Below are 21497 nucleotides of genomic sequence, written 5' to 3' on the forward strand. Positions count from 1 at the left end.
CTCCCCCCACCCCCCGAGCCGCCGGGGAATGCTGGCCGCCGCCGGCGGCCTGGTAGCCGCGACGACGTTACCGATCCCGGGCGCCGCCGCGTCGGCTCACGCCGCGTTACCCCGTGCGGCGGCCCAGGAGCCTCCGTCCGCCGCCGCGTCGTTCGGAAACCCGGTGATCTGGCAGGACTTCGCCGACATCGACGTGATCCGGGTCGGCGACACGTTCTACTACTCGGCCTCGACCATGCACTACTCGCCGGGCGCGCCGATCCTGCGCTCCTACGACCTGGTCAACTGGGAGTTCGCCGGCCACTCGCTGCCCCGCCTGGACTTCGGCGCCAAGTACGACCTCAACGGCGGGCGCGGCTACGTGCGCGGCGTGTGGGCCTCGTCGCTCGCCTACCGGCCGAGCAACCGGACGTTCTACTGGCTGGGCCAGATCGACTTCGCCCAGACCCACGTCTACACCGCGACCTCGGTCGAGGGCCCCTGGAGCCGGCACACCACGCTGCCCACCTACTACGACGCCGGGTTGCTCGTCGACACCGACGACACGATGTACGTGGCCTACGGCAACACGCAGATCTCCGTGGCCCAACTCTCCCCCGACGGCCGCACCCAGGTCCGCGCCCAGCAGGTGTTCAGCACCCCCGCCAGCATCGGCACCCTGGAGGGCGCCCGCTTCTACCGGATCAACGGCGCCCACTACATCTTCCTGACCCGCCCCGCCAACGGCCAGTACATCCTCAGATCCACCTCCGGCCCCTTCGGCCCCTACACGCTGCGGCAGGTCCTGCTGAACCTGCCGGGACCGATCCCCGGCGGCGGCGTCCCCCACCAGGGCGGACTCGTCCAGACGCAGGCCGGCGACTGGTACTACCTCGCGTTCGTCGACGCCTACCCCGGCGGCCGCGTCCCCGCCCTCGCCCCCGTCACCTGGACCAGCGACGGCTGGCCCCAACTCCAGCTGGTGAACGGCGCCTGGGGCGCCTCGTACCCGATGCCCAACCTGCCGACCCCACCCCGGCAGGTCACCCCGCTCATCGGCGTCGACACCTTCCAGGGCACCGCCCTGAAACCGGCCTGGGAGTGGAACCACAACCCCGACACCGGTCGCTACACCGTCAACAACGGCCTCACCCTGCGCACCGCCACCGTCACCGGCGACCTCTACTGGGCCCGCAACACCCTCACCCACCGCATCCAGGGCCCGAGTTCCACCGCCACCATCACCCTCGACCACGCCGCGATGCGGGACGGCGACCGCGCGGGCCTCGCCCTGCTCCGCGACTCCTCGGCCTGGATCGGCCTGAAACGCGACAACGGCACCACCCGCCTGGTCATGGTCGACGGCCTCACCATGGACAGCAACTGGAACACCACGGGCACCGGCACCGAACGCGCCACCACGCCGCACACCGGCACCCGGATCTGGCTGCGCGCCACCGCCGACATCCGCCCCGGCAGCGGCCGCCAGGCCCGCTTCTCCTACAGCACCGACGGCACCACGTTCACCACCTTCGGCCCCGCGTTCACCCTCAACAACGCCTGGCAGTTCTTCATGGGCTACCGCTACGCGATCTTCAACCACGCCACCCAGGCACTCGGCGGCGCCGTCACCGTCACCCGCTTCGAACTCGCCACCCCCTGACCCGACGGCCTGACGTCGGTGGTGGGCCTCCGTGCGCGGGCCCGCTCAGGCGGGGGCGTCCCCGAAGTCGGGGATCTCCAGCCGGGTGCCGCCCCGGAGGGCGGACTGGTGGGCGACGACGCCGGGCAGCGTGTAGCGCGCGGCGACCCAGGCGTTGACGGGGGGAAGCGCGCCCGTGGTGACGGCGGTCACGAAGTCGTCGGCCAGGAAGTGGTGGCTGCCCTCGTGGCCGTTGGGGGCGTGGATGAACTCCCGTGGCAGCCGTGAGCGGTCGTGGACGGGGGCCGATCCGGAGGTGAAGGCGTCACGCAGGGCCGGGGCGACGTGGGCGAGTGACGGATCGTCAGGGGCCAGGGTGGCCCTCGGGCGCAGGTGTTCCGTGACGTCCTCGACGCCCGACTTGTCCTGCCAGAGGCTGACGGTCGCCAGCTGCTCCAGACTCCCCTCGGTTCCGAAGAACCGGAAGCGGGACTCCCTGATGTGGGAGGGGTATCCGACCCTGCGGAACTCGTTGATGCGGAAGGAACCGCCACCGGCGGCCTCGAACAGCGCGGTGGCGTTGGAGAAGTCGTTGCCGAAGCGGCTGACCGCGCGGTCGAAGACCCCGTCGCCGCGGTCGTCGACGACCCCGATCGCGCTGACGCTCGTGGCGTGGGTCCGCCAGGCCCCGAGGATGCCGCCGAGGGAGTGGGTCGGATACAGCAGCGGCGGGTAGCTGGCCGTGGCCTTCCACTGCTCGCCGCCGCTGTACTGGTAGGCCTCGTAGAAGCCGAGGTCCATGTCGTGGACGTAGTCGCCCTCGGCGTGGAAGAGCCGGCCGAAGGCGCCCTCGGCCGACCGCTGGCGGGCGTAGACGGTCGCCGGGTTGTAGTGGCTGGTCTCGCCCATCATGTACGTGAGCCCCGTCTCCCCGACCGCCTGGACGATGGCCGCGATCTCCTCCTCGGTCACGGCCATCGGCACCGCCGAGTAGACGTGCTTGCCCGCGCGCAGCGCCCGGACCACGAGCTCGCCGTGCGTCCAGCGCTGGGTGAAGATCGCGACCGCGTCGACGTCCGAGTCGAGCAGGGCCTCGAACGACGGGACGGTACCGGCCAGGTCGTGGCCGGCGGCGAGCCGCGCGGCCCGCTCCGGCAGGAGGTCGCAGGCCAGGATGTCCCCCACGCCGGGGTGCAGCCGCCACAGCTTCGCGAACGAGCCGGCGAACTGACCGCACCCGACGATGCCAAGAGAGAACACGGAAGACTCCTCACCGCGACCCGTGGCCGCGTCATCGCACTCGGAACCGGCGGCCAACGGCGGCCGGCGCGACACCACATGCGACGATATGAGCCTAGGAAGCGCGAAGTCTTCATCGATGAGAGCAAGGATTTCTTGGATCCTCAGGTGCCGTCCGGGGTCGAACCGTCTAGTCTCACCGGCTGGGCCGGCCGGCCCACGCTCATGGACGCCGCCCACCAGCACGACGACCTGGAGATCAACCTCGTCGCCGAGGGCGGCACGATGCTCTATCTGTTCGGCGGCGTGCCGGTGGAGGTCGGTCCCGGGAGCGTCGCCGCGTTCTGGGCCGCCGTGCCGCACCAACTCGTCGCGAACTCGGCCACCCGCGTCCACTGGATCTATGTGCCCTTCGCCGAGTTCCTGCGCTGGGGGCTGCCCGCCCCGCTCGTCAGTCGTCTCCTGTCCGGCGCACCACTGGTCGCCGCGCCGTCGGCCGCCACCGCGACCGATCCGGCGAACTTCGCCCAGTGGGCCGACGACCTGGCCAGCGGCCGGCCCGAGCGCCATCGGATCGCCATGCTCGAAGTCGAGGCCCGGGTGCGCCGACTCGCCCTGGTCACGCTGGGCGAACCGGTGCGCCACTACACGGGAGGCTCTCCCGCGCTGCGCCAGGTCATCGCGATGGTGCGGCACATCGCCGAGCACTTCCGCGAGCCCCTCACCGTCGCCGACGTCGCCGCCGCGGCCCGGCTGCATCCCGGCTACGCGATGGCCCAGTTCCGCAGGGTCGTCCACACCACGGTCGGTGACTACCTCACGCGGTGCCGCCTGGCCGAGGCCCGCCGCCTGCTGGTCACCACGGACCTGCCGATCGCCCAGGTGGCGTCGGCGTCCGGTTTCGGCTCGGTCAGCCGCTTCTACGGGGCGTTCACCGCCGCGTGCGGCGTACCGCCGGCCAGGTTCCGGGGAGAGCACCAGCACACCGGACTTCGGTGATCCGTCGTCGGGTCAGCGGGTCGGGTGCTCGGGCCCGGGAGCTGTGAGCAGCGTCGCCACCGCGTCGACGAACGCGGTGATCCGCTCCAGCTCCGGGCCGCCGCGGGCGATCCGGAAGCCGTGCCGGCGGGCCCAGAACGCGGCCTGCACGGCGTGGAGTTGGGCCCAGCGCCGGACACGTTCGCGGTCGAGGCCGGCGGCCTCGGAGTAGACGTCGAGGGCGTGGTGGACGGCCCCGGGCAGGTCGTCGCTGTCGATCAGCCGCAGGGAGAACGACTTGAGCAGGGTGCCGCCGTCGTGGGCGGGGTCACCGGCCAGGCCCTTGGGGTCGACGGCCAGCCAGGGCTCGCGCTCGGCCCGCAGGATGTTGCGCGGGTGGAGGTCGCCGTGGATGACGGTGTCCGGCTGGTCGCGCCCCAGTTCGCGCACGGTCGCGGTCGCCGCGGCCAACACGCCGGGTGCGAGCGGGTGCGACAACTCCTCGGCGTCCCGGCGTAGTTCCTCCTCCCAGGCGTCGGCGCGCTCCTGAAGCGCGGGGAGGCCGGGCGGGGCGGGGACGGCCAGTCGGCGGCTGAGGCGCCCCGCGACCCGCAGGACCTCGTCGCCGTCCGCGACCTGGGCCAGCGTCGACGTCCCCGCCCGCTCCAGCAGCATCGCGAACCGGTCGTCGTCCCGTTCGTGCAGCCGGACGGCCCCGCGCCCGGCCCAGGCCGCGAAGGCGTCCGGCTCATGGACGTTGCCCGGGTGCGGGAACGACACCTTCACCACGGCCGCCCCCTCGGCCGCGCGCCGGACGGGCACCACGACGGCGACGCCGCCGTGCATGACCTCGCCGTCCGGCACGCAGCCCCAGCGCTCCACCAACTCACCGACGATCGCGGGCAGCTCGCCGAGCCACGCCGCGCCGCGCTCACCCTCGCGCGCCACGGTGGCGCGGGCGAACTCCCCGGGTATCGCGATCATCGCGGCAGCGTACCGGGGCCGGTGGCCGCCAGCACGGTGGCGAGCAGCAGGGGGCGCGGCCGGCTCGCGACCACGGGGGCGAGGTCGGGGAGGCCGACCGGCCGGGCGGATTCCGATGTCATCCGGGCGGGGTCTCCTCGTGCAGGGCGCGGCGGCGGACGGAGAGCAGCCAGTCGTCCACGCGCGCGGTGTCGGGGTGCTCGGGCAGCGGGCTGCGGGGGAGGGCCTCGTCGAGGCGGGTGGTGAGGTCGTCGCGCCAGGCCCGCAGCTCCGCCCAGGACACCTCGTCGCGGCGCACGGCCATGAGGCGGTCCCGGTGCGGGCCGACGTCGAGGGTGAGGGCGCCGGTTCGCAGGAGGTCGGTGCCGGCGATCAGCAGGCGCAACAGATGCACCAGGTGCTTCGGGCGAGGCTCGTCGCCGCGGGCCCGGCGCGCCTCGGCCTTGGCGAACTGCGCCCGGGCGTACCGGCCGTAGGTCCGGTGGACGCGGCGGGAGAGGAAGGCGGGTGCCAGCGCGCGCAGTTCGTCGCCGAGCGGGGTGTGTCGCTCGACGAGCGGGCTGTGCAGCACCTCCAGGACGTTCGGGTTGGCGGTCAGCGCCAGCTCGCAGAACCGCTCCACCTCCCAGCTGAACTGCTCGGGCAGCGGGCCCTCCACGTGGGTGGGCGGTTTGGCGAGCCGCCAGAAGGCCGTGGTCGGCGCGACGTACACGCCGCGCCGGTCGGTGTCGGAGCCGGTCGTGACCAGCCCGAACGCGCGCGATCCGACGACCACCGACAGGATGGTGTGCCGCTCGACCAGGTGGGGGTGCGACGTCGTCATGTGCACCTCCCCCTCCGACGGCCTCCGACGGCCTCCGACGGCCACTGCGCGGATGCCGATGATGCCATCGACCTCCCGTTGTCCGCCGACGGTTTTCGTGGGTCGGGCCGCCCACGGCCGCCCCCGCGGGCTGCGGGGGGCGGCCGGAGGCGGGTTCGGTGCGGTGGGTCAGTTGGCCAGGGCGGCGAACTGGCCGGGTTGGTAGGAGCCGCCGGGGTTGCGCACCATCACGTTGAGGCGGTTGTTGGCGTTGATCAGCGCGATCAGGGACACCAGGGCGGCGATCTGGTCGTCGTCGTAGTGTTCGCGCGCCCGCTCCCAGGTGTCGTCGGACACCCCGGCGTGGGCGTCGGCGATGCGGGTGCCCTCCTCGGTGAGTGCCAGCGCGGCGCGCTCGGCGTCGGTGAAGACCGTGGACTCGCGCCACGCGGCGACCAGGTTCAGCCGGGTCGCGTCCTCACCGGCGGCGGTGGCGTCCTTGGCGTGGTAGTCGACGCAGAAGCCGCAGCCGTTGATCTGGCTGGCGCGGAGCATCACCAGGTTCTGGGTGTCCCGCGGCAGCGGCGACTGGAGGATCGCCAGGGCGACGTGGTAGATCCGCTTGGCGATCTTGGCGCCGAGCTCGTTGGTCATCAGGTCGAAACGGGGTTCCATCGGGTTTTCCTTCGCCTTGTGCCTCAGCGGTCGACCATGGGACACCGGCGGGCCGCTCCCCGTGACAGGTGTGGTCGGGGGCGGGTCGGGTACTCGGCTGGCGTTTCGCCGCCGAGGTGAGGGGACGGATCATGGCGCGGAAGGACGTGGAGGCCGCGGACGCCCGGCGCAGGGTGGTGCGGAAGGGACAGCACGACGACGTTCTGGGCGTGCTGATGCTGATCAGCGGGGCCGCCCTGTTCTTCGGCCCCTGGGTGGCGGGTCAGATGGCGGACGCCGCCCGCGACGCCAACATCAACGAGCTGGTGGTGGGCCTGATCGTGGTGTTCGTGGCGGGCTCGCGGCTCTCCAGCGGCGGTGGCATCAGGAACGACCTGGTGATCCTGCTCGCCGGCGGCTGGATGATCGCCGCGCCGTTCCTGCTGGGCCTGGGGAACACCCGGGTGGCGGGGCCGCGCCCGTTCGACATCTTCGTCGGGGTCGTGCTCACCGTGCTCGCGGTGGTCGGTCTCGGGCTGCTCAGGGCCTCCCGGCGGCCCGCGCCCCGGGCGCGACACGCGTGAGTCGCGCCCGGGGAGGGGGCGGCGGTCAGCTGTTCGGGCCGTTGAGGATCCAGGAGAGGTTGAAGCGGCGCCAGAGGAGCGCCCGGTAGGAGTCGCCGCCGGTGCCGTCGTTGAAGAAGTCCGTCTCGACCAGGGCGCCGACGCGGTAGTCGGCGGTCTTGGTCATGCTGGTGTAGCCGCCCTCCTCGCCGACCCCGGACACCGGGGCGTCGGCGAGGTGGCGGCCGTAGGTGTAGCCGCGGGCGTCGGCGTCGTAGCTGATCCGCACCCGGAGGTAGCGGCGGCTGCTGACGTGCGCCGAGTTCAGGAAGATGGTGCGGGCCGGCGCGTCGATGTTGTAGGCGAGCACCGAGCCCTGGCACATCGGGTCGGGCAGGCCGTTGTCGGCGGCGAACGCGCCGAAGCTGTTCAGCGTGCCCCGAGCCACCATCCGGTAGTCGCCGTTGAGCGGTCGGTCGTTGCGGTAGAGGTTGCCGTCGGGGGTCTGCGTGACGGTGCCCTCGTTGTAGGTCTGCGGCAGCGGCTGGTAGGTCCACGTCCGGTTGCCCGCGGTGCCGCGGCCGACGATGTTGCGGCCCTGGGCCGGGATCACCAGTTCCCCCGACCGCATCCGGATGCCGTTGCCCGGGCCGACGGCGTCCCACGCCCAGCCGTCCGGGGTGAGCTGCGAGGTCAGCCGCTGCGGCGTCGACCAGGTGGCGCCGTCGTCGGTGGACCGGCTCAGGTAGAGGTGGCGGCGGCCCGCGTCGGTCGCGTCGACCTTCCTGGTGCGGGTGCCGTCCGGCAGGAGGTCGTTGCCGGAGAAGCTGCGGTCGCCCGCGTTCCACGACATGAAGAGGTGGATCGTGGAGCCGTCCACGACCGGCGTCGGGTTGCCCCAGGTGCCGTTCCCTGAGCCGACGACCTCGCGCAGCGACTCCCAGTCGCCGGGGTCGGCGCCGTGGTCGGTGGCGGTCCTGGTCCGCTTGTAGACGAGGTTGATGTCGCCGAAGTCCCGGTTGTTGTGCCGGCGTCCCTCCGCGAACGCCAGGATCCGCCCGGTGCTCGTGGTGACCACGGCGGGGATCCGGAACGAGTGGAAGCCGACCCCGGAGGAGAGCCGGTCGGGCGACGACATGTTGGCGCTGCGGAACAGCGCGAAGGCGCGGTGGTAGGGCGCGGCGTCCTTGGCCGGGTCGTCCACCGCGGCGACGGCGGGTTCGCCCGCCGCGGCGGCCGTGGCCGGCCGGGCCACGGCGGCGGCCAGCGCGGTGCCGAGGCCGGCCGCGATCGCGGTTCGTCGGTTCAAGCCTGTTGGGCCCACTTCGACTCCCTTGTGGGGGGTTGTGGCATGCACCTGATCATTGCCTTTCGGCAATGTAGAGGGAGGGGGCTCGGGGCGTCCAGAGTTGCGATCGTGACGGATGACACGGCGTCAGGCGGTGAGCGGGCCGCCGCGACCATGGCCGCCACCGCCGCCACCGCCGCCACCGCCGCCACGGCCTCCGAACGGGTGGAAGCCGCCGCCGTGGCCGCCGCCCGGCCCGCCGTGGCCGTCGTGGCCGTCGTCCGGGCCGCCATGGCCTCCGTCGCCGGGGCCGCCGTGCGGTCCGCCACCGGGGCCGTGCGGTCCGCCGTCGTGTGGTCCGCCGTCGTGGCCGTCGTCCGGGCCGTGGCCGGGGCCGCCCGGGCCGGGGCGGCCGAGGGGGACGACGTCCGAGTAGACGACCCGGTGCTCGGTCGGGTCGAGCGGGTCGGCTCCACTGTCCGGCCGCAGCCCCTCGGTCTCGAACACCATCAGCCGGACCGGCCCGTCGCCGTCGGGTCCGTGCCCCGCGACCGGCAGCTCGCCGGTGAAGGCGGCGCCCGTCGGCCCGTCCTGCCGGGCCAACTCGACCCGGGACTCCGGGATCTCGACCCAGCCGAGCGCGTCGTCCGGCACGTCGGGGTCGCGCCGTTCGAGGACGGCCACGACGCGCGGAGCGCCGTTGGTCCCCGGCACGTACGAGGGGCCCTCGACCCGCACCGACAACGGTCCTGGCGGTCCGTGGTGGCCGTGGCCGCCGAACCGGTCGCGGAGCCGGTCGCGGAAGCGACCCGGCGGCGGACCGCCCTGGAAGCGCGGCCGGACCACGGTCAGCAGCCGCTCCGGCAGCAGCCTGACCACCTCGGAGAGCACCACGGGCGACAGGTGGCAGTCCGTCACCGAGTTCGGCTGGAACCGCGCCAACGCCAGCCGCAGGAACGGCAGATAGCCGGCGCCCGGGTCCAGGTCCAGGTCGCAGAACCAGCGGTTGGTGTCCGCGTCGAACTCCGGCGCGTAGCCGACGACCGTCACCGCGAAGCCGGCGGGGAGTCCCGCGCCGGCCAGCGGCACGCCCTGCCGCACGGCGGTCGCGCCCGCGAAGGTGGCGGCCGAGGGGCGGGAGACGTCCGCGGACTGGTGGATCGGGTCCCGCCCCGTCAGCGTGACGAAGGGCAGCGCCTCGGACGGCGGGTCCCCGGCGCCCTCGTGCAGCAGGACGCCCAGCAACTCGCCGTCGCCCGAGGAGAACCACGGGCGGCCGAGATAGATCCGCAGGCCGCCGCCCCGCCGGCGGCGGACGGTGGTGCCCGGGTCGGCGTCGACGTCCTCGAAGCCGATCGTCGGCACGCAGTACAGCAGGTGCGGCGCCGCGGGTGGGGCGCTGCTGAGCACCACGTGTTCCACGGGCTGCCCGGTGGTGGTGATCGCGTCGGGGTCCCCCGCGACCGAGGCCGGGAAGTGGTCGGCGAACGCCGAGGAGGCCACCGGGTGGTAGCGGATCAGCCGGTGCCTGGTGTCGCCGAACTCGTGCTTGGCGGGAATCGGCGGGGCCGACGGGGTGTCCGCGCCGCCCGCGCGGGCCTGCTGCTGCGCGGCGCGGGCGTCGAAGGTGAGCCGGTCGTTGTCGAGTCCGCAGGGCAGCGGGTCCGGCGGGGCGGCGAGCGAGGCGAAGTTCCGGGCGACGGCGAGCGGGATGTGGCAGACCGGCACCCTGCCGGTCAGGGGCGGTGGCAGGGGGATGCTCCTCCCGTCGTCGACCGGCTCGGTCCACTCGGCGAGGATGTCGATCCGTTCGGTGCTCGCCGCGTCCAGGTCGACCGTGCCGGTCAGATACTCGGCCGTGTCGCCGCGCGGCCGTTCCGGCCCCGGGACGAAGGCGAGCACCGGGACGGCCAGGGGCCGCTGCACGGCGTGCACGAGGGTGATCTCCTGCCAGGGCGTCACCATCCAGTGCTGGTTGGCGGCGACCGCCTCGCGGACGGTGCCCATCGCGTCCTGCCCGGTCGTGCCGAGCCCCCGTTGGCACATGGTCAACGTGCCGAGGATCGGCTCGTCGGCGGCCAGATCGAGGCGGGAGCAGACCCGGAGGGTGAGCGCGGCGGCCTTCGGCAGCGGCACCGTCAGCACCCGCTTGCCGGGGTCGAACTGGTGCGGCCCTTCGCCCTCGACGAGCCGCAGCCGCAGCGATCCCGGCTCGTGCCAGCTGGTGCCGTCCCAGTCGGCGGAGAAGCCGTCGTCCCCCGCGCTCGGCAGGTCGAGCACCACCACCCCGGTCGAGGCGGGGTCGGGGAGATAGCGGACGACGGCCTGTTCGCCGGTGTGCAGCGGGTACGTCCGGCCGGGGCTCCCGTCGGGTCCGGGAAGCGCGGTGACGATCTCGACGCCCGGCAGCGACGGGTCGTCGAGCCGCCCGCTCTCCCGGACGGCCAGGTCGTAGGCGCGGCGCCGCGCGTCCCGGTCCTGGGACGCCATGTCCGCGTCGAGCTTGCCGTGTCGCTCCACGCACTCCAGCGACGCCCTCGGCGCGACGAGGTGCCGCTCGTCCACACCCCGGTACGGCGGGTGGCCGCCGTGCGCGTCGTTGAACCGGGCCGCGTACCGCTCGGCGGTCACGTCGGCGTCGCTGCGGATCACCATCCGGTGTTCCGACTCGGCCTCGTTGAGGCGGAAGCGTGGCACGACGGCGGGCGGCGGCACCGGGTCGAACCGCTGGAACACCTCGGGTTCGCCCGTCGGCTGCGTCACCAACCGGCTCAGGTCGTGGTCGCCGGTCAGCAGGGTGTCGGCCTCGGCCGGCGTGAGGCCGTTGCCCGCCAGGTCGACGGTGCGCAGCCGCACCCGGTAGCCGTGGCCGAAGCGCAGCCGCGGCAGCGAGCCGGGGCGCACCGTGGTCTCGATCCGCAGCGGCAGCCCGTCGACCGGCCTGTTGTCGAGGGCCTCCGGCCGGTCCCCTGCCTCGGCCGCCGCGCCGTCGCCGCCGGCGCCGGTCGGGAGCACCTTGGCGGGCCGCGGGGCGGACAGCGACCAGCCGTCCCAGGTGACGGCGTGTTCGTGGACGGTGACCACGCCGGGCAGGTCGGGCTGGTCGACCAGGGTGTCCTGCGCGAAGCCCTCGTCGGTGTGCGTGGCGATGACGTCGGCGCCGTCCGGGCCGCTGTAGGTGACGTTCCGCTGGTGCAGGGAGAACCAGGCCCCCCGCCGCTCGTCCCGCACGTCGACCCGGTGGCCGCGCACCAGGTCCTCGGCGTGCAGCACCACGACGGGGTCGGGGCCCTGGTCGGTGCCCACCTTCGCCTCGTGGCCCGCCGCCCGCGCCAGCTGGGTGTGCAGCGCCCGGGCGCGATCGTTGTGGACCAGGGCGATGCCCTTGGTGCGGGCCGCGGGCGCGGCCGGCGCGGCGGTCCCCCCGGCCTCCCGCGCGGGGGTCCGGGCGGCCACGGTGGTGCTGGTGATCCGGGCCGCGATCGTCTTGAGCGCGGCGCCGTCGATGTCGCTCTGTTCGAGGGAGAACTCCGGGTCGGGGAGCGCCAGCAGGCCCCGGGGCAGCGGACCTTCGGGGGCGTCCTGGCTGGCGGCGGCGAACAGCCGGTCGTCCGCGCGGAGCGTGAACGAGGTGCACGGGCGGACGTTCCTGGTGGCGTCGGCGGGCATCAGGGAGGTGAAGGTGGGCGCGGCACGCAGGCAGCGTTCTCCCGGCCCGTCGGGGGTGACGGCGCCGGCCGGCAGCAGCAGGTCGAGGACGAGGCCGAGGCGGCGCAGCAGGAACGGGTGGTCGCCGAGCGCGGCGAGGATCCGGTGGAAGTCGATGGTCTGGTCCTGCCGCACGGGCCTGGGGGCGGCCGGAGTCATGACGGCGGGCCGGGCCGGGCGGTGGAAGGCGAGATGCCGCTCGGCAGGGCCGAGTTCGCTCAGCGTGACGAACTGGGGGCCGGCGGGCGCCTCCCCGCGGGCGAGGGCGGCGAGGCGGGTGGTCTGCTGCCCCGAGGCCCGTTCGCGTGCCGCGGTGAGCGCGGCGGCGATCCGGTCGTGCGCCGCGGCGAGGCCCTCCGCGGTGCTCATGCCTGGCTGCTCGGCGGCCAGCGACCGGAGGGGCCCGGTCATGTCGGCCACGGTCGGCATGCGGCGCGGGGCGGCGGCGGCTACCTGGGCGAACTCCTCGCGGTGGGCGGCGGCCACCTCGGCCGCCGGGTAGCTGACGTAGACGTCATGGGTGCGGTCGTCGGGGGTGAACGGCTCGACGGGCGTCCGCTCGGGGAACAGCCGCTGCCACAGCGCCCCGTCGGGTGGGGTGTCGCCGAAGTCGGGCGTCGCGTCGAAGGCGGGACCGGCGTCCGCGCCCTGGGTGTCGGTCACGACGAACCGGAAGGTGGCGGCGGCCAGCCGCTCGGGCCAGTTCCGGAAGTCGGGGAAGTCGTGCAGGGTGGTCGCCGCGTCGGCGCGCAGCCGGGGGGCGACGAACAGCGACACCCGCGGCCGGCCGTCCTGGGCGGAGAGGCCGGCGGGGATGGCGACCCACTGGATGTCCTGGGCGGGTGTCGGCATGGTCGCTCCTCAGGCGGCGAAGGCCAGGCAGTACCGGTCCCAGTCGTCGACGTCGACGAACTGGCTGAAGGGGGGATCGCCGGCGGAGCCGCGGAAGCGGCGCTCCAGGTGCAGCGACACGGACTTGCTGAAGAAGGCGACGCGCACGTTGACCGTGACCCGGCCCTCCCCGTAGACCTCGGGGAAGTTGTCGTTGCCCCTGGTGACCTTCTCGTAGGTGAGGGCCAGGTAGAACTCGACGGAGACGCTGACGAGGCCGAGCACCGAGAGGTGTCCGCCGCAGCGCACATAGCCGCTGATCACGGTTCCCGTGGTGCCGATGGCGAAGTAGATGCCGGCCATCAGGGAGACGCCGCCCTCGGCGATGCCCAGGTTGATCGCCGCGCTGCCGCCGAACTCCAGCGCGCCCTCGATGAGTTCGACCTTGTCCCCGCACACGGTGATGGCGAGGAAGCCGCCGCCGCTGAACGGCGCGATGCTCAGGTTGAAGGGTTTGTGGCGCTCGGAGAGGGCGAAGCGGAACCGGAAGGGCTGGTCGTCGAAGGGGATGGACAGCTCGGCGGCCAGCACCATGTTGGTCAGGCTGAACACCCCGACGGCCAGGGCCGGCAGGGCGAGGGAGTAGCCGGCGCGGATCCCGCCGGGCGTGACGTCGACGAACGCGCCGGCGCCGAACCCGTCCCTGGGCAGCACGTCGCGCAGGTCGTTGACGAACTCCAGCGCCCCCTGGAAGGCCATGGTGATGCCGTCGGCCGTGACGTCGGGCTTGGCGCCCGGCGTGCTGACGAAGGTGAGCTTGTCGGCGTGCACCGTGACCATGTCGGCGAAGTCGAGCGTGAGGTTCTTCAGCACGCCCCTGACCGTGGACCTGGTGAGCGTCCGGCGACACCTCCGTGCTCGCCTCGAGCGCCAGCGTGGCCTTCGACGCCTCGATGAACGGCAGGTCCACGAGGGGCGGCGTCCACAGGTACCTGATCACGCGGCTCGGCGAGGCCGGGTCCCCGAAGTCGCGCAGGACGGGCAGCGGCAACTGGGCGTTCTCCAGCAGGTTCTGGACCTGCGCGTCGGTCAGGTTCCTGAGCTTGCCGGGGTCGAGCGGCGGTGGCGCGGGGCTGAGCAGGTCGGCGAGTTTCACGGTGCCCAGCAGCCTGGCGTCGGCGAACGCCGCCTTGAGCGCGTCCTGGGGGAGGCCGGGGACGCCGGCCAGCGCGCCGGGCAGCGGCCCGGCGCGGCTGGTGATCTCGGTGATGGCGACGTCGGGCCGCGCCAGGCCGCCGACGTTCTGCGGGCCGAAGGCCAGCGGAAGGCCCTTGGGCAGCTGGCCCGGGTCCACGGAGAGGAACGGCCCGCTGGGGTGCGCCCCCGGGGCCTCGGGGCCGTCGGCGAGGTGCGCGTCGCTGAGCTTCACCGGCGTCTCGCCGCCGGTGGTGGTCACGTGCTCCAACGCCGGGACGCGGACCCGCCCGGCCGCCATCACCGGCAGGACGCCGAGCGGATGCTTCGGCGCCTTCGCCAGCTCGAAGGTGAGCGTGGTGACGGGCAGCGTGGTGGCGTCGACCGCGTCGGCGGGCGGCTCGGCGAGGGTGAGCGGCCGGCCGGCGAGGTCCGCCGTCCTGAGCGACGCGTCCTGGCCGTTGTACGCCCCGCCCGCCTGGTCGCCCGTCACCCCGGTCGGGAAGAACACGAGCGGCAGCCCGAAGGTGACGGTGTGGCCCCTCCGGTCCGTGCCGACGAGGGTGAAGAGGTAGGGGTGCCCACCGTCGTCGCCCGGCACCAGGAAGGTGTGGGCGGAGTCGACGCCGGCGACCTCCGGTGTCCTGAGGTCCGTGATCCGCAGCGAGACGAACGGCATCTTCCGGCCGCCCTGCTCGTAGCCGGCGGTCGTGGCGTCGTACCGCTGCTCGGGCTGCTTCACCGTGACGTAGGTGCGCCTGCGCAGGTAGGCCACGGCGGAGACACCGCCGGGCGCGGTCTCGAACCGCCGCTCGTGGGTGTCGGTGACGCTGGCCAGATGGCCGGTGGACAGCCGCCCCCAGTGCTCTGTGCGCACGAGCTGGTCGCGGCCGAGCCCCGCGGTGTTCTCGTAGGAGGCCAGGTTCACCACCGGGAAGCCGCGCCGCGCGGCCTCGGCCGGGTCCGGGTAGTCCCAGGCGGCGCCCAGCTCGACGGTGGCGCCGAGCGGGGTGAACAGGAAGCGGCGGGTGGTCAGTGGCTCCGCCGTGTAGTTGCCGGCGGGCGAGACCAGGTCGGGGGTGCTGGTCAGGGTGACCATGTCCAGCAGGTCCTGCGGCTTCAGCGGCAGGGACGGCTCGGCGTGGTCGGGGCGGCCGGGCGCCACCGCGAAGGCGCGCAGCGGGAGTTCCCCGCCGTCGGCCGCGGTGAGGGCGGTGTGCCAGAGCTCGGTGCGGCCACGGAAGCTGCCGGGGGCGGCGCGGTGCGTCCAGGTGACCTCGCCGTCCGGGGTGAGCAGCAGGCGGGTGGGGAACTCGATGGCGGACACGGGCTGGCCGTCGAGGACGGTCGGGGTGGCGGGGTCGGCCTGCTGGCCGGGCGCCAGTCGCCGCAGGCCGAGGGTGGCCCAGTCGAGCAGGTCGGCCACGTCGAAGCCGATGCCGTGCGGCCCGGGCGGCACCGTGAACGACAGCGTCGTCGCCCCCGACGACCAGGCCGGCCGCCCCTGGGCGGCGCCCGCCGCGTTGTCGGCCGAACCCTCCGCCACGTGCTGGGGCGGCAGGTGGAAGACGACGAGCCCGGGCTGGTCCGGGTCCCCGGCGACCAGCCGGCCGCGCCGAGGCGTCAGGTTCACGAGATCGACGAGGACGAACAGCAGGTCCTCGGGGCGGTGCAGCAGCAGGCGCCGGGCGGCGGACACGGAGCCTCCGGAGAGCGGGGGGCGGGGTGGTCCTCCGCATCTTGGCCAGGGCCTACCGGCCCGGCGCCTCGGCGCGCGCACCGTGTCACGCGGTGGGCGGTCGCCGTTTCGGCCCAACGCGCCCGGGACGGCCGGCCCGCCCGGCCCGGCCAGGCCAGGCCGGGAGCCCCGGCGCCTGACGCCGCGCTCCGCGCTCCGCCCTCCGCGCTCCGCCGCCCGGCCACCCGGTCGGCGGAGCCGCGCCGCGCCGGACGGCCCCGCCCGGATTGTGGCGGCCGCCGCCGGCGGCGACGGTGGTCGAAAGGACCGCCCCCCGGCCGACGCCGGGAGGTGCCCCCAGCGCCGGGAGAGCTGATGCCGCGACACGACGAGATCGCCGACGACGGATCCACCGCCGACAAGCAGGCACAGCTCGACCCGCTGCGCGACCGCGGCGAGGACGGGAACCTCACCACCGGCTTCGGCACCCGGGTGGACGACACGGACAACGCGCTGCACGCCGGCGAGCGCGGCCCCACGCTGCTGGAGGACTTCCACTTCCGGGAGAAGATCACCCACTTCGACCACGAGCGGATCCCGGAGCGCGTCGTACACGCCAGGGGCGCCGGCGCCTACGGCCACTTCCGGCCCTACGCCTCGCTCGCCGAGTACACCCGCGCCGACTTCCTCCAGGACCCGGACCGCGTCACCCCGGTCTTCGTCCGCTTCTCCACCGTCGCCGGCTCCCGTGGCTCCGCCGACACCGTGCGGGACGTGCGCGGCTTCGCCACCAAGTTCTACACCCGCGAGGGCAACTACGACCTGGTCGGCAACAACTTCCCGGTCTTCTTCGTCCAGGACGCCATCAAGTTCCCCGACTTCGTGCACGCCGTGAAGCCCGAGCCGCACAACGAGATCCCGCAGGCCGCCTCCGCGCACGACACCTTCTGGGACTTCGTCTCCCTCCAGCCGGAGACCCTGCACACGGTGATGTGGCTGATGTCCGACCGGGCGCTGCCGCGCAGCTACCGGATGATGCAGGGCTTCGGCGTGCACACCTTCCGGTTCGTCGACGCGGAAGGGCGCGGCACCTTCGTCAAGTTCCACTGGAAGCCGCTGCTCGGCACCCACTCCCTGGTCTGGGACGAGTGCCAGAAACTCGCCGGCCAGGACCCCGACTTCAACCGCCGCGACCTGTGGGAGGCCATCCAGCGCGGCGACTTCCCCGAGTACGAGCTCGGCGTCCAACTCGTGCCCGAGAAGGACGAGTTCGCCTTCGACTTCGACCTCCTCGACGCCACCAAGCTGATCCCCGAGGAGATCGTCCCCGTCCGCCCCGTCGGTCGTCTCGTGCTCGACCGCAACCCCGACAACTTCTTCGCCGAGACCGAGCAGGTCGCCTTCCACACCGCACACGTGGTGCCCGGCATCGACTTCACCAACGACCCGCTGCTCCAGGGCCGCAACTTCTCGTACCTCGACACCCAGCTGATCCGGCTCGGCGGCCCCAACTTCCAGCAGCTGCCCGTCAACCGGCCCCTCGCCAGGGTCCGCAACAACCAGCGGGACGGCTACGGCCAGCACCGGATCCACCCCGACCGCACCAGCTACAGCCCCAACTCCATCAGCGGCGGCTGCCCGGGGCTCGCCTCCCCGGACGCCGGCGCCTACGTCCACCACCAGGAGCGGGTGGACGGCGCGAAGATCCGCCGCCGCAGCCCCAGCTTCGCCGACCACTACGGCCAGCCCACCCTCTTCTGGAACTCCATGGCCGACTGGGAACGCGACCACATCGTCGCCGCCTTCCGGTTCGAGCTCGGCAAGGTGACCAGGCGGGAGATCAGGGAACGCACCGTCGACCAGCTCAACCACGTCGACAACGAGCTGGCCCGCCGCGTCGCCGAAGGGCTCGGCCTGGCGGCCCCCGACCGGGCCGCCGTCGCCAACCACGGCCGCACGTCCCCCGCGCTCTCCCTGGCCAACGGCGCCAACGCCGCCCCCGACGGCGCCACCGTCGCCACCCGCCGCGTCGCCATCCTGGCCGCCGACGGCGTGTCCGCCCCCGACGTGCTGACCCTGCGCGACGCGCTGGCCCGCGGCGGCGCGCTGCCCGAGGTGCTGGCCCCGCACGCCGGCGAACTGCGCGCCGCGGACGGCTCCACGGTCCTCGCCGACCACGCCATGACCGCCATGGCCTCCACCCTGTACGACGCGGTCTGCGTGGCCGGCGGCCCGGAGAGCACCCGCACCCTGGCCAGGGACCACACCGCCAGGGGCTACCTCGCCGAGGCGTTCCGGCACGGCAAGGCCATCGCCGCCGTCGGCAGCGGCGTCGGCGTCCTCGGCACCCTCGACCTGTCGGGCGTGCGGCTCTCCGCCGACGGCGACGGCGTCGTCGACGACCGCGGCGTCGTCACCGCCGCGGACGGCGCGGCCGCCGACGGCCTGACCACCGCCTTCGCCGACGCCATCGCCGAACACCGGGTGCACGACCGCGCCCGGCACGCGTGACCCCGCCCGGAGCCGAGGCGCGTGCCCGAGCCGCCACCAGGTCGCTTAGGGTCGTGGCATGGCGCAGACCGATGTCGAGATCGAGGGCCCGGCACGCGGGCTGACCGCCGCCCAGGTCGCGGAGCGGGTGGGCCGCGGGCAGGTCAACGACGTGCCCGTGCGGTCCTCCAGGTCCGTCGGGCAGATCGTCAGGGCCAACGTCTGCACCGTGTTCAACGCGATCATGGGCACCCTGTTCGCGATCATCCTGGTCGTGGGCCCCATCCAGGACGGGATGTTCGGCTTCATCGTCCTCGCCAACGCGCTGATCGGCATCGTCCAGGAGCTCCGCGCCAAGCACACCCTGGACAGCCTGGCCGTGGTCGGCGGGGCCCGGCCCACCGTGCGCCGCGACGGGGTGGCCGCCGAGGTGCCGCCCGACCGGATCGTCCTCGACGACGTGCTGCTCCTCGGCCCCGGCGACCAGGTCGTGGTGGACGGCACCGTCATCGAGGCCGAGGGCCTGGAGATCGACGAGTCGCTCCTCACGGGCGAGTCCGACGCGGTGGTGAAACGTCACGGCGACACCGTGATGTCCGGCAGCTTCGTCGTCGCCGGCGGCGGCTCCTTCGTCGCCACCCGGGTCGGCCGCGAGGCGTACGCGGCCCGGCTCGCCGAGGAGGCGTCCCGCTTCACCCTGGTCGACTCGGAACTGCGCAACGGGATCAGCCGGATCCTCAAGATCTGCCTGATCCTGCTGGTGCCGGCCGCGATCGGGCTGATCCTCGGCCAACTCCTCGGCCAGGACGCCGACACCGACGAGGCGATCCGCCGGATGGTCGCCGGGATCGTGGTCATGGTGCCCGAGGGCCTGGTGCTGATGACCTCGGTGGCCTTCGCCATCGGCGTCGTCCGGCTAGGCCGGCAGCGCTGCCTGGTGCAGGAGCTGCCCGCCATCGAGGGCCTGGCCCGGGTCGACGTCGTCTGCCTCGACAAGACCGGCACCCTGACCGAGGGCGGCATGGACGTCGCCGAGCTGCGGCTGCTCGAAGCCCCTGACGCGGCCGGGGACGAGGCGTACGTGCGGCGGGTGCTGGGCACGCTCGGCGCCAGCGACCCGCGCCCCAACGCCAGCCTCCAGGCCATCGCCGCCGCCTTCCCCGCCCCCGGCGGCGGCTGGCGGGCCACCGACACGCTGCCGTTCTCCTCCGCCCGCAAGTACAGCGCCGCCGCCCTCGCCGAGCCCGAAGAACCGGGCGCCGTGTGGCTGTTGGGCGCCCCCGACGTGCTGGCGCCGGCCGACCACCCGCGGCTGGCCGCCGTCGACGAGCTGAACGCGCGCGGGCTGCGGGTGCTGCTGCTGGCCAGGGCCCAGGGCAGCCCGGGCGTCGCGGAACCGACCGTCGCCGCCGGCGCCGAGCCGGTGGCCCTGGTCGTCCTCGAACAGCGGATGCGGCCCGAAGCCCCCGACACCCTGCGGTACTTCGCCGAACAGGGCGTCGCCGCCAAGGTGATCTCCGGCGACAACGCCGTCTCCGTCGGCGCCGTCGCCCGCCGGGTCGGCCTCGACGGCGGCACCGCCGTGGACGCCCGTGGACTCCCCGCCGAGCCCGACGAGTTCGCCGACGCGGTGGCCGGCGGCGCGGTCTACGGCCGGGTGACCCCGCAGCAGAAGCGGGAGATGGTGCGGGCGCTGAAGTCCCGCGGCCACACCGTGGCGATGACCGGCGACGGCGTCAACGACGTGCTGGCCCTCAAGGACGCCGACATCGGCGTCGCGATGGGCTCCGGCTCCCCGGCCACCCGCGCGGTCGCCCAGATCGTGCTGCTGAACAACAACTTCGCGGCGCTGCCGACCGTCGTCGCCGAGGGCCGCCGCGTTATCGGCAACATCGAGCGCGTCGCCAACCTCTTCCTCGCCAAGACCGTCTACTCGGTGTTCCTGGCCTTCGCGGTCATCCTCACCGCCGTGCCGTACCCCTTCCTGCCGCGCCACATGTCGCTGGTGTCCGCGCTGACCATCGGCATCCCGGCGTTCTTCCTCGCCCTGGCCCCCAACCACGAGCGCGCCCGCCCGCACTTCGTCCGCCGGGTGCTGCGCCTCGCGCTGCCGTTCGGGCTGATCGCCGGCGCCGCCACCTTCGGCGTCTACCTGCTGGCCCGCGCCCACTACGGCGGCACCGAGGCCAGCCGGGAGGCCGAGAGCAGCGCGGCCACGCTGACGCTGTTCCTGATCGCCCTGTGGATCCTGGTGATCGTCGCCCGCCCGCTCACCTGGTGGCGGACCCTGCTGCTCGGGCTGATGGCCGCCGGCTTCGCCGTACCGCTCTCCGTGCCGTGGCTCCAGGACTTCTTCGAACTCTCCCTGGACGGCCGCCAGCTGCCGGCCGTCGCCGTCGCGGTGGCCGTGGCGGCCGGGGTGCTGCTGGAACTCGTCTTCCGACTGGCGCCCCGGTATGTTCCCGACCTCCCGGCCGAGAGCTGACGCCGGGCCGGCTTCGCCGGCCCGGTCCCGGGCATCGCGCCTCCTCGGCGCCGTGCGCCGAGCGCCAAGCGCTTCCGCGACCCGGCGACTCTCCCCGCCGTCGGCGGGGCCGTGCGACGATGCTCGGCGGGGCGGAAGCCGTCCGCCGTGAGGGGAGCCACAGCCATGACCGAGCCGCCGTTCGGCGCCCTGCTCTGTGACATCGACGGGGTGTTGCGGCACTGGCCGCCGTTGGACGAGATCGAGCGGGCCGCCGGGCTCCCCGTCGGCGCCGTCGCGGCCGTCGCCTTCACCCCGCCACTGATCGACGCGGCGATCACCGGGCGGACGACGGACGCCGAGTGGCGGGCCGCCATCGTCGCCGAACTGGCCGCCGCGCACGGCTCGGCCGACGCGGCCGAGGCCGCCGTCGCCGGCTGGTCGGCCGTGCTGCCGCGCGTCGACCACGAGGTGGTGGCACTGCTCACCGCGCTGCGCGGCGTGATACCGGTGGCGCTGGTCTCCAACGCCACCACCCGCCTCGACGAGGACCTGGCGAGGATCGGCCTGGCCGACGTCGCCGACGCGATCGTCAACACCAGCGCCCTCGGTGTCGCCAAGCCGGATCCCCGCGTCTACGCGCTGGCCGCCGACCGGGTCGGCGTGCCGGCCGCCCGCTGCCTCTTCGTCGACGACACCGAGGCCAACGTCGTGGCCGCCCGCGCGGCCGGCATGACCGGCGTCCACTTCCGCACCGCCGCCGACCTCCGGCTCGCCCTCACCGGCACGAGCCAGCCGGGCTGACCGCGCCTCGCCGGCCTACCGCCTCGCCGGCTCAAGGCGATCGGAACAGCTCGTCCAGGTGGTGGGTGAGGATCGCCAGCGCGACGTCGCCGTCGCGCTGGCCACCCCACACGCTTGAGCCGAGGCCGTTGCCCATGGCCAGCAGTCCGGCGGGCCGGCGGACTCGCGGCGGCCGCGCCGCGCCCACTCCGCCCCCGCC

The 21497-nt window shown here is 74.0% G+C and carries 15 protein-coding genes; 7 read left to right on the top strand and 8 right to left on the bottom strand.

Annotated elements, in window-relative coordinates:
* Positions 1-1642 (top strand): glycoside hydrolase family 43 protein (locus E1283_RS08955; protein WP_341829915.1); only part of this gene is annotated, 1642 nt, incomplete at its 5' end.
* 45 nt (positions 1643-1687) lie between these two features.
* Here E1283_RS08955 and E1283_RS08960 read toward each other — a convergent pair.
* Positions 1688-2881, bottom strand: a complete 1194-nt coding sequence (locus tag E1283_RS08960) for a Gfo/Idh/MocA family protein (protein ID WP_132817394.1) — start codon at positions 2879-2881, stop codon at positions 1688-1690.
* 204 nt (positions 2882-3085) lie between these two features.
* Here E1283_RS08960 and E1283_RS08965 point away from each other — a divergent pair, with 204 nt between their 5' ends.
* Complete coding sequence (locus E1283_RS08965; RefSeq protein WP_132817395.1) at positions 3086-3859, top strand: helix-turn-helix domain-containing protein; 774 nt, start codon at positions 3086-3088, stop codon at positions 3857-3859.
* A gap of 12 nt (positions 3860-3871) precedes the next feature.
* Here E1283_RS08965 and E1283_RS08970 read toward each other — a convergent pair whose 3' ends face one another.
* The 4 genes from E1283_RS08970 to E1283_RS08980 all read right to left on the bottom strand — a co-directional run bounded on the left by E1283_RS08970 (position 3872) and on the right by E1283_RS08980 (position 6299).
* A complete protein-coding gene (locus E1283_RS08970; protein ID WP_132817396.1) occupies positions 3872-4822 on the bottom strand; it encodes an aminoglycoside phosphotransferase family protein in 951 nt (316 codons plus the stop codon).
* Positions 4819-4944 (bottom strand): hypothetical protein, encoded by a 126-nt coding sequence (locus tag E1283_RS39420; RefSeq protein ID WP_279571245.1) that lies wholly within the window; start codon positions 4942-4944, stop codon positions 4819-4821. Before E1283_RS39420 ends, E1283_RS08970 begins: the two co-directional genes overlap by 4 nt.
* The gene (locus E1283_RS08975; RefSeq protein ID WP_132817397.1) at positions 4941-5645 is read right to left on the bottom strand and encodes a nucleotidyltransferase domain-containing protein; all 705 of its coding nucleotides are present in this window, start codon (positions 5643-5645) and stop codon (positions 4941-4943) included. The genes E1283_RS39420 and E1283_RS08975 overlap by 4 nt, the downstream gene beginning before the upstream one ends.
* 168 nt (positions 5646-5813) lie before the next feature.
* The gene (locus E1283_RS08980; RefSeq protein WP_132817398.1) at positions 5814-6299 is read right to left on the bottom strand and encodes a carboxymuconolactone decarboxylase family protein; all 486 of its coding nucleotides are present in this window, start codon (positions 6297-6299) and stop codon (positions 5814-5816) included.
* A gap of 131 nt (positions 6300-6430) precedes the next feature.
* Here E1283_RS08980 and E1283_RS08985 point away from each other — a divergent pair, with 131 nt between their 5' ends.
* Positions 6431-6862: an SPW repeat domain-containing protein gene (locus tag E1283_RS08985; RefSeq protein WP_132817399.1), complete on the top strand. Its 432-nt coding sequence runs from the start codon at positions 6431-6433 to the stop codon at positions 6860-6862.
* Positions 6863-6887: 25 nt separating this feature from the next.
* Here the strand turns inward: E1283_RS08985 and E1283_RS08990 are convergent, their stop codons facing one another.
* The 3 genes from E1283_RS08990 to E1283_RS09000 all read right to left on the bottom strand — a co-directional run bounded on the left by E1283_RS08990 (position 6888) and on the right by E1283_RS09000 (position 13541).
* On the bottom strand, positions 6888-8150 hold the full coding sequence (locus E1283_RS08990) for an exo-alpha-sialidase (protein ID WP_132817400.1): 1263 nt from the start codon (positions 8148-8150) through the stop codon (positions 6888-6890).
* A 126-nt stretch (positions 8151-8276) separates the two neighbouring features.
* On the bottom strand, positions 8277-12689 hold the full coding sequence (locus E1283_RS37110; protein WP_165956057.1) for a hypothetical protein: 4413 nt from the start codon (positions 12687-12689) through the stop codon (positions 8277-8279).
* A gap of 9 nt (positions 12690-12698) precedes the next feature.
* Entirely contained in the window at positions 12699-13541 is an 843-nt protein-coding gene (locus tag E1283_RS09000; RefSeq protein ID WP_132817401.1) for a hypothetical protein, read from the bottom strand.
* A 41-nt stretch (positions 13542-13582) separates the two neighbouring features.
* Here E1283_RS09000 and E1283_RS09005 point away from each other — a divergent pair, with 41 nt between their 5' ends.
* From E1283_RS09005 to E1283_RS09020, 4 genes are all read left to right on the top strand, one after another.
* A complete protein-coding gene (locus E1283_RS09005; RefSeq protein ID WP_132817402.1) occupies positions 13583-14437 on the top strand; it encodes a hypothetical protein in 855 nt (284 codons plus the stop codon).
* A 1478-nt stretch (positions 14438-15915) separates the two neighbouring features.
* Positions 15916-18051, top strand: coding sequence for a catalase (locus E1283_RS09010; RefSeq protein ID WP_132817403.1), 2136 nt, complete (start codon positions 15916-15918; stop codon positions 18049-18051).
* A 58-nt stretch (positions 18052-18109) separates the two neighbouring features.
* The gene (locus E1283_RS09015; protein ID WP_132817404.1) at positions 18110-20515 is read left to right on the top strand and encodes an HAD-IC family P-type ATPase; all 2406 of its coding nucleotides are present in this window, start codon (positions 18110-18112) and stop codon (positions 20513-20515) included.
* A gap of 165 nt (positions 20516-20680) precedes the next feature.
* A complete protein-coding gene (locus tag E1283_RS09020) occupies positions 20681-21298 on the top strand; it encodes an HAD-IA family hydrolase (protein ID WP_132817405.1) in 618 nt (205 codons plus the stop codon).
* Positions 21299-21497: the final 199 nt, after the last annotated feature.

The sequence above is a fragment of the Streptomyces hainanensis genome (assembly GCF_004348415.1).
Classification (GTDB): domain Bacteria; phylum Actinomycetota; class Actinomycetes; order Streptomycetales; family Streptomycetaceae; genus Streptomyces; species Streptomyces hainanensis.

Excerpts from the sequence above, each read along its gene's own strand:
- E1283_RS09015 (WP_132817404.1), top strand. The coding sequence starts at position 18,110 with ATGGCGCAGACCGATGTCGAGATCGAGGGCCCGGCACGCGGGCTGACC.
- E1283_RS08975 (WP_132817397.1), bottom strand. The coding sequence starts at position 5,645 with ATGACGACGTCGCACCCCCACCTGGTCGAGCGGCACACCATCCTGTCG.
- E1283_RS09020 (WP_132817405.1), top strand. The coding sequence starts at position 20,681 with ATGACCGAGCCGCCGTTCGGCGCCCTGCTCTGTGACATCGACGGGGTG.
- E1283_RS09010 (WP_132817403.1), top strand. The coding sequence starts at position 15,916 with ATGCCGCGACACGACGAGATCGCCGACGACGGATCCACCGCCGACAAG.
- E1283_RS08980 (WP_132817398.1), bottom strand. The coding sequence starts at position 6,299 with ATGGAACCCCGTTTCGACCTGATGACCAACGAGCTCGGCGCCAAGATC.
- E1283_RS08970 (WP_132817396.1), bottom strand. The coding sequence starts at position 4,822 with ATGATCGCGATACCCGGGGAGTTCGCCCGCGCCACCGTGGCGCGCGAG.
- E1283_RS08985 (WP_132817399.1), top strand. The coding sequence starts at position 6,431 with ATGGCGCGGAAGGACGTGGAGGCCGCGGACGCCCGGCGCAGGGTGGTG.
- E1283_RS39420 (WP_279571245.1), bottom strand. The coding sequence starts at position 4,944 with ATGACATCGGAATCCGCCCGGCCGGTCGGCCTCCCCGACCTCGCCCCC.
- E1283_RS37110 (WP_165956057.1), bottom strand. The coding sequence starts at position 12,689 with ATGCCGACACCCGCCCAGGACATCCAGTGGGTCGCCATCCCCGCCGGC.
- E1283_RS08965 (WP_132817395.1), top strand. The coding sequence starts at position 3,086 with ATGGACGCCGCCCACCAGCACGACGACCTGGAGATCAACCTCGTCGCC.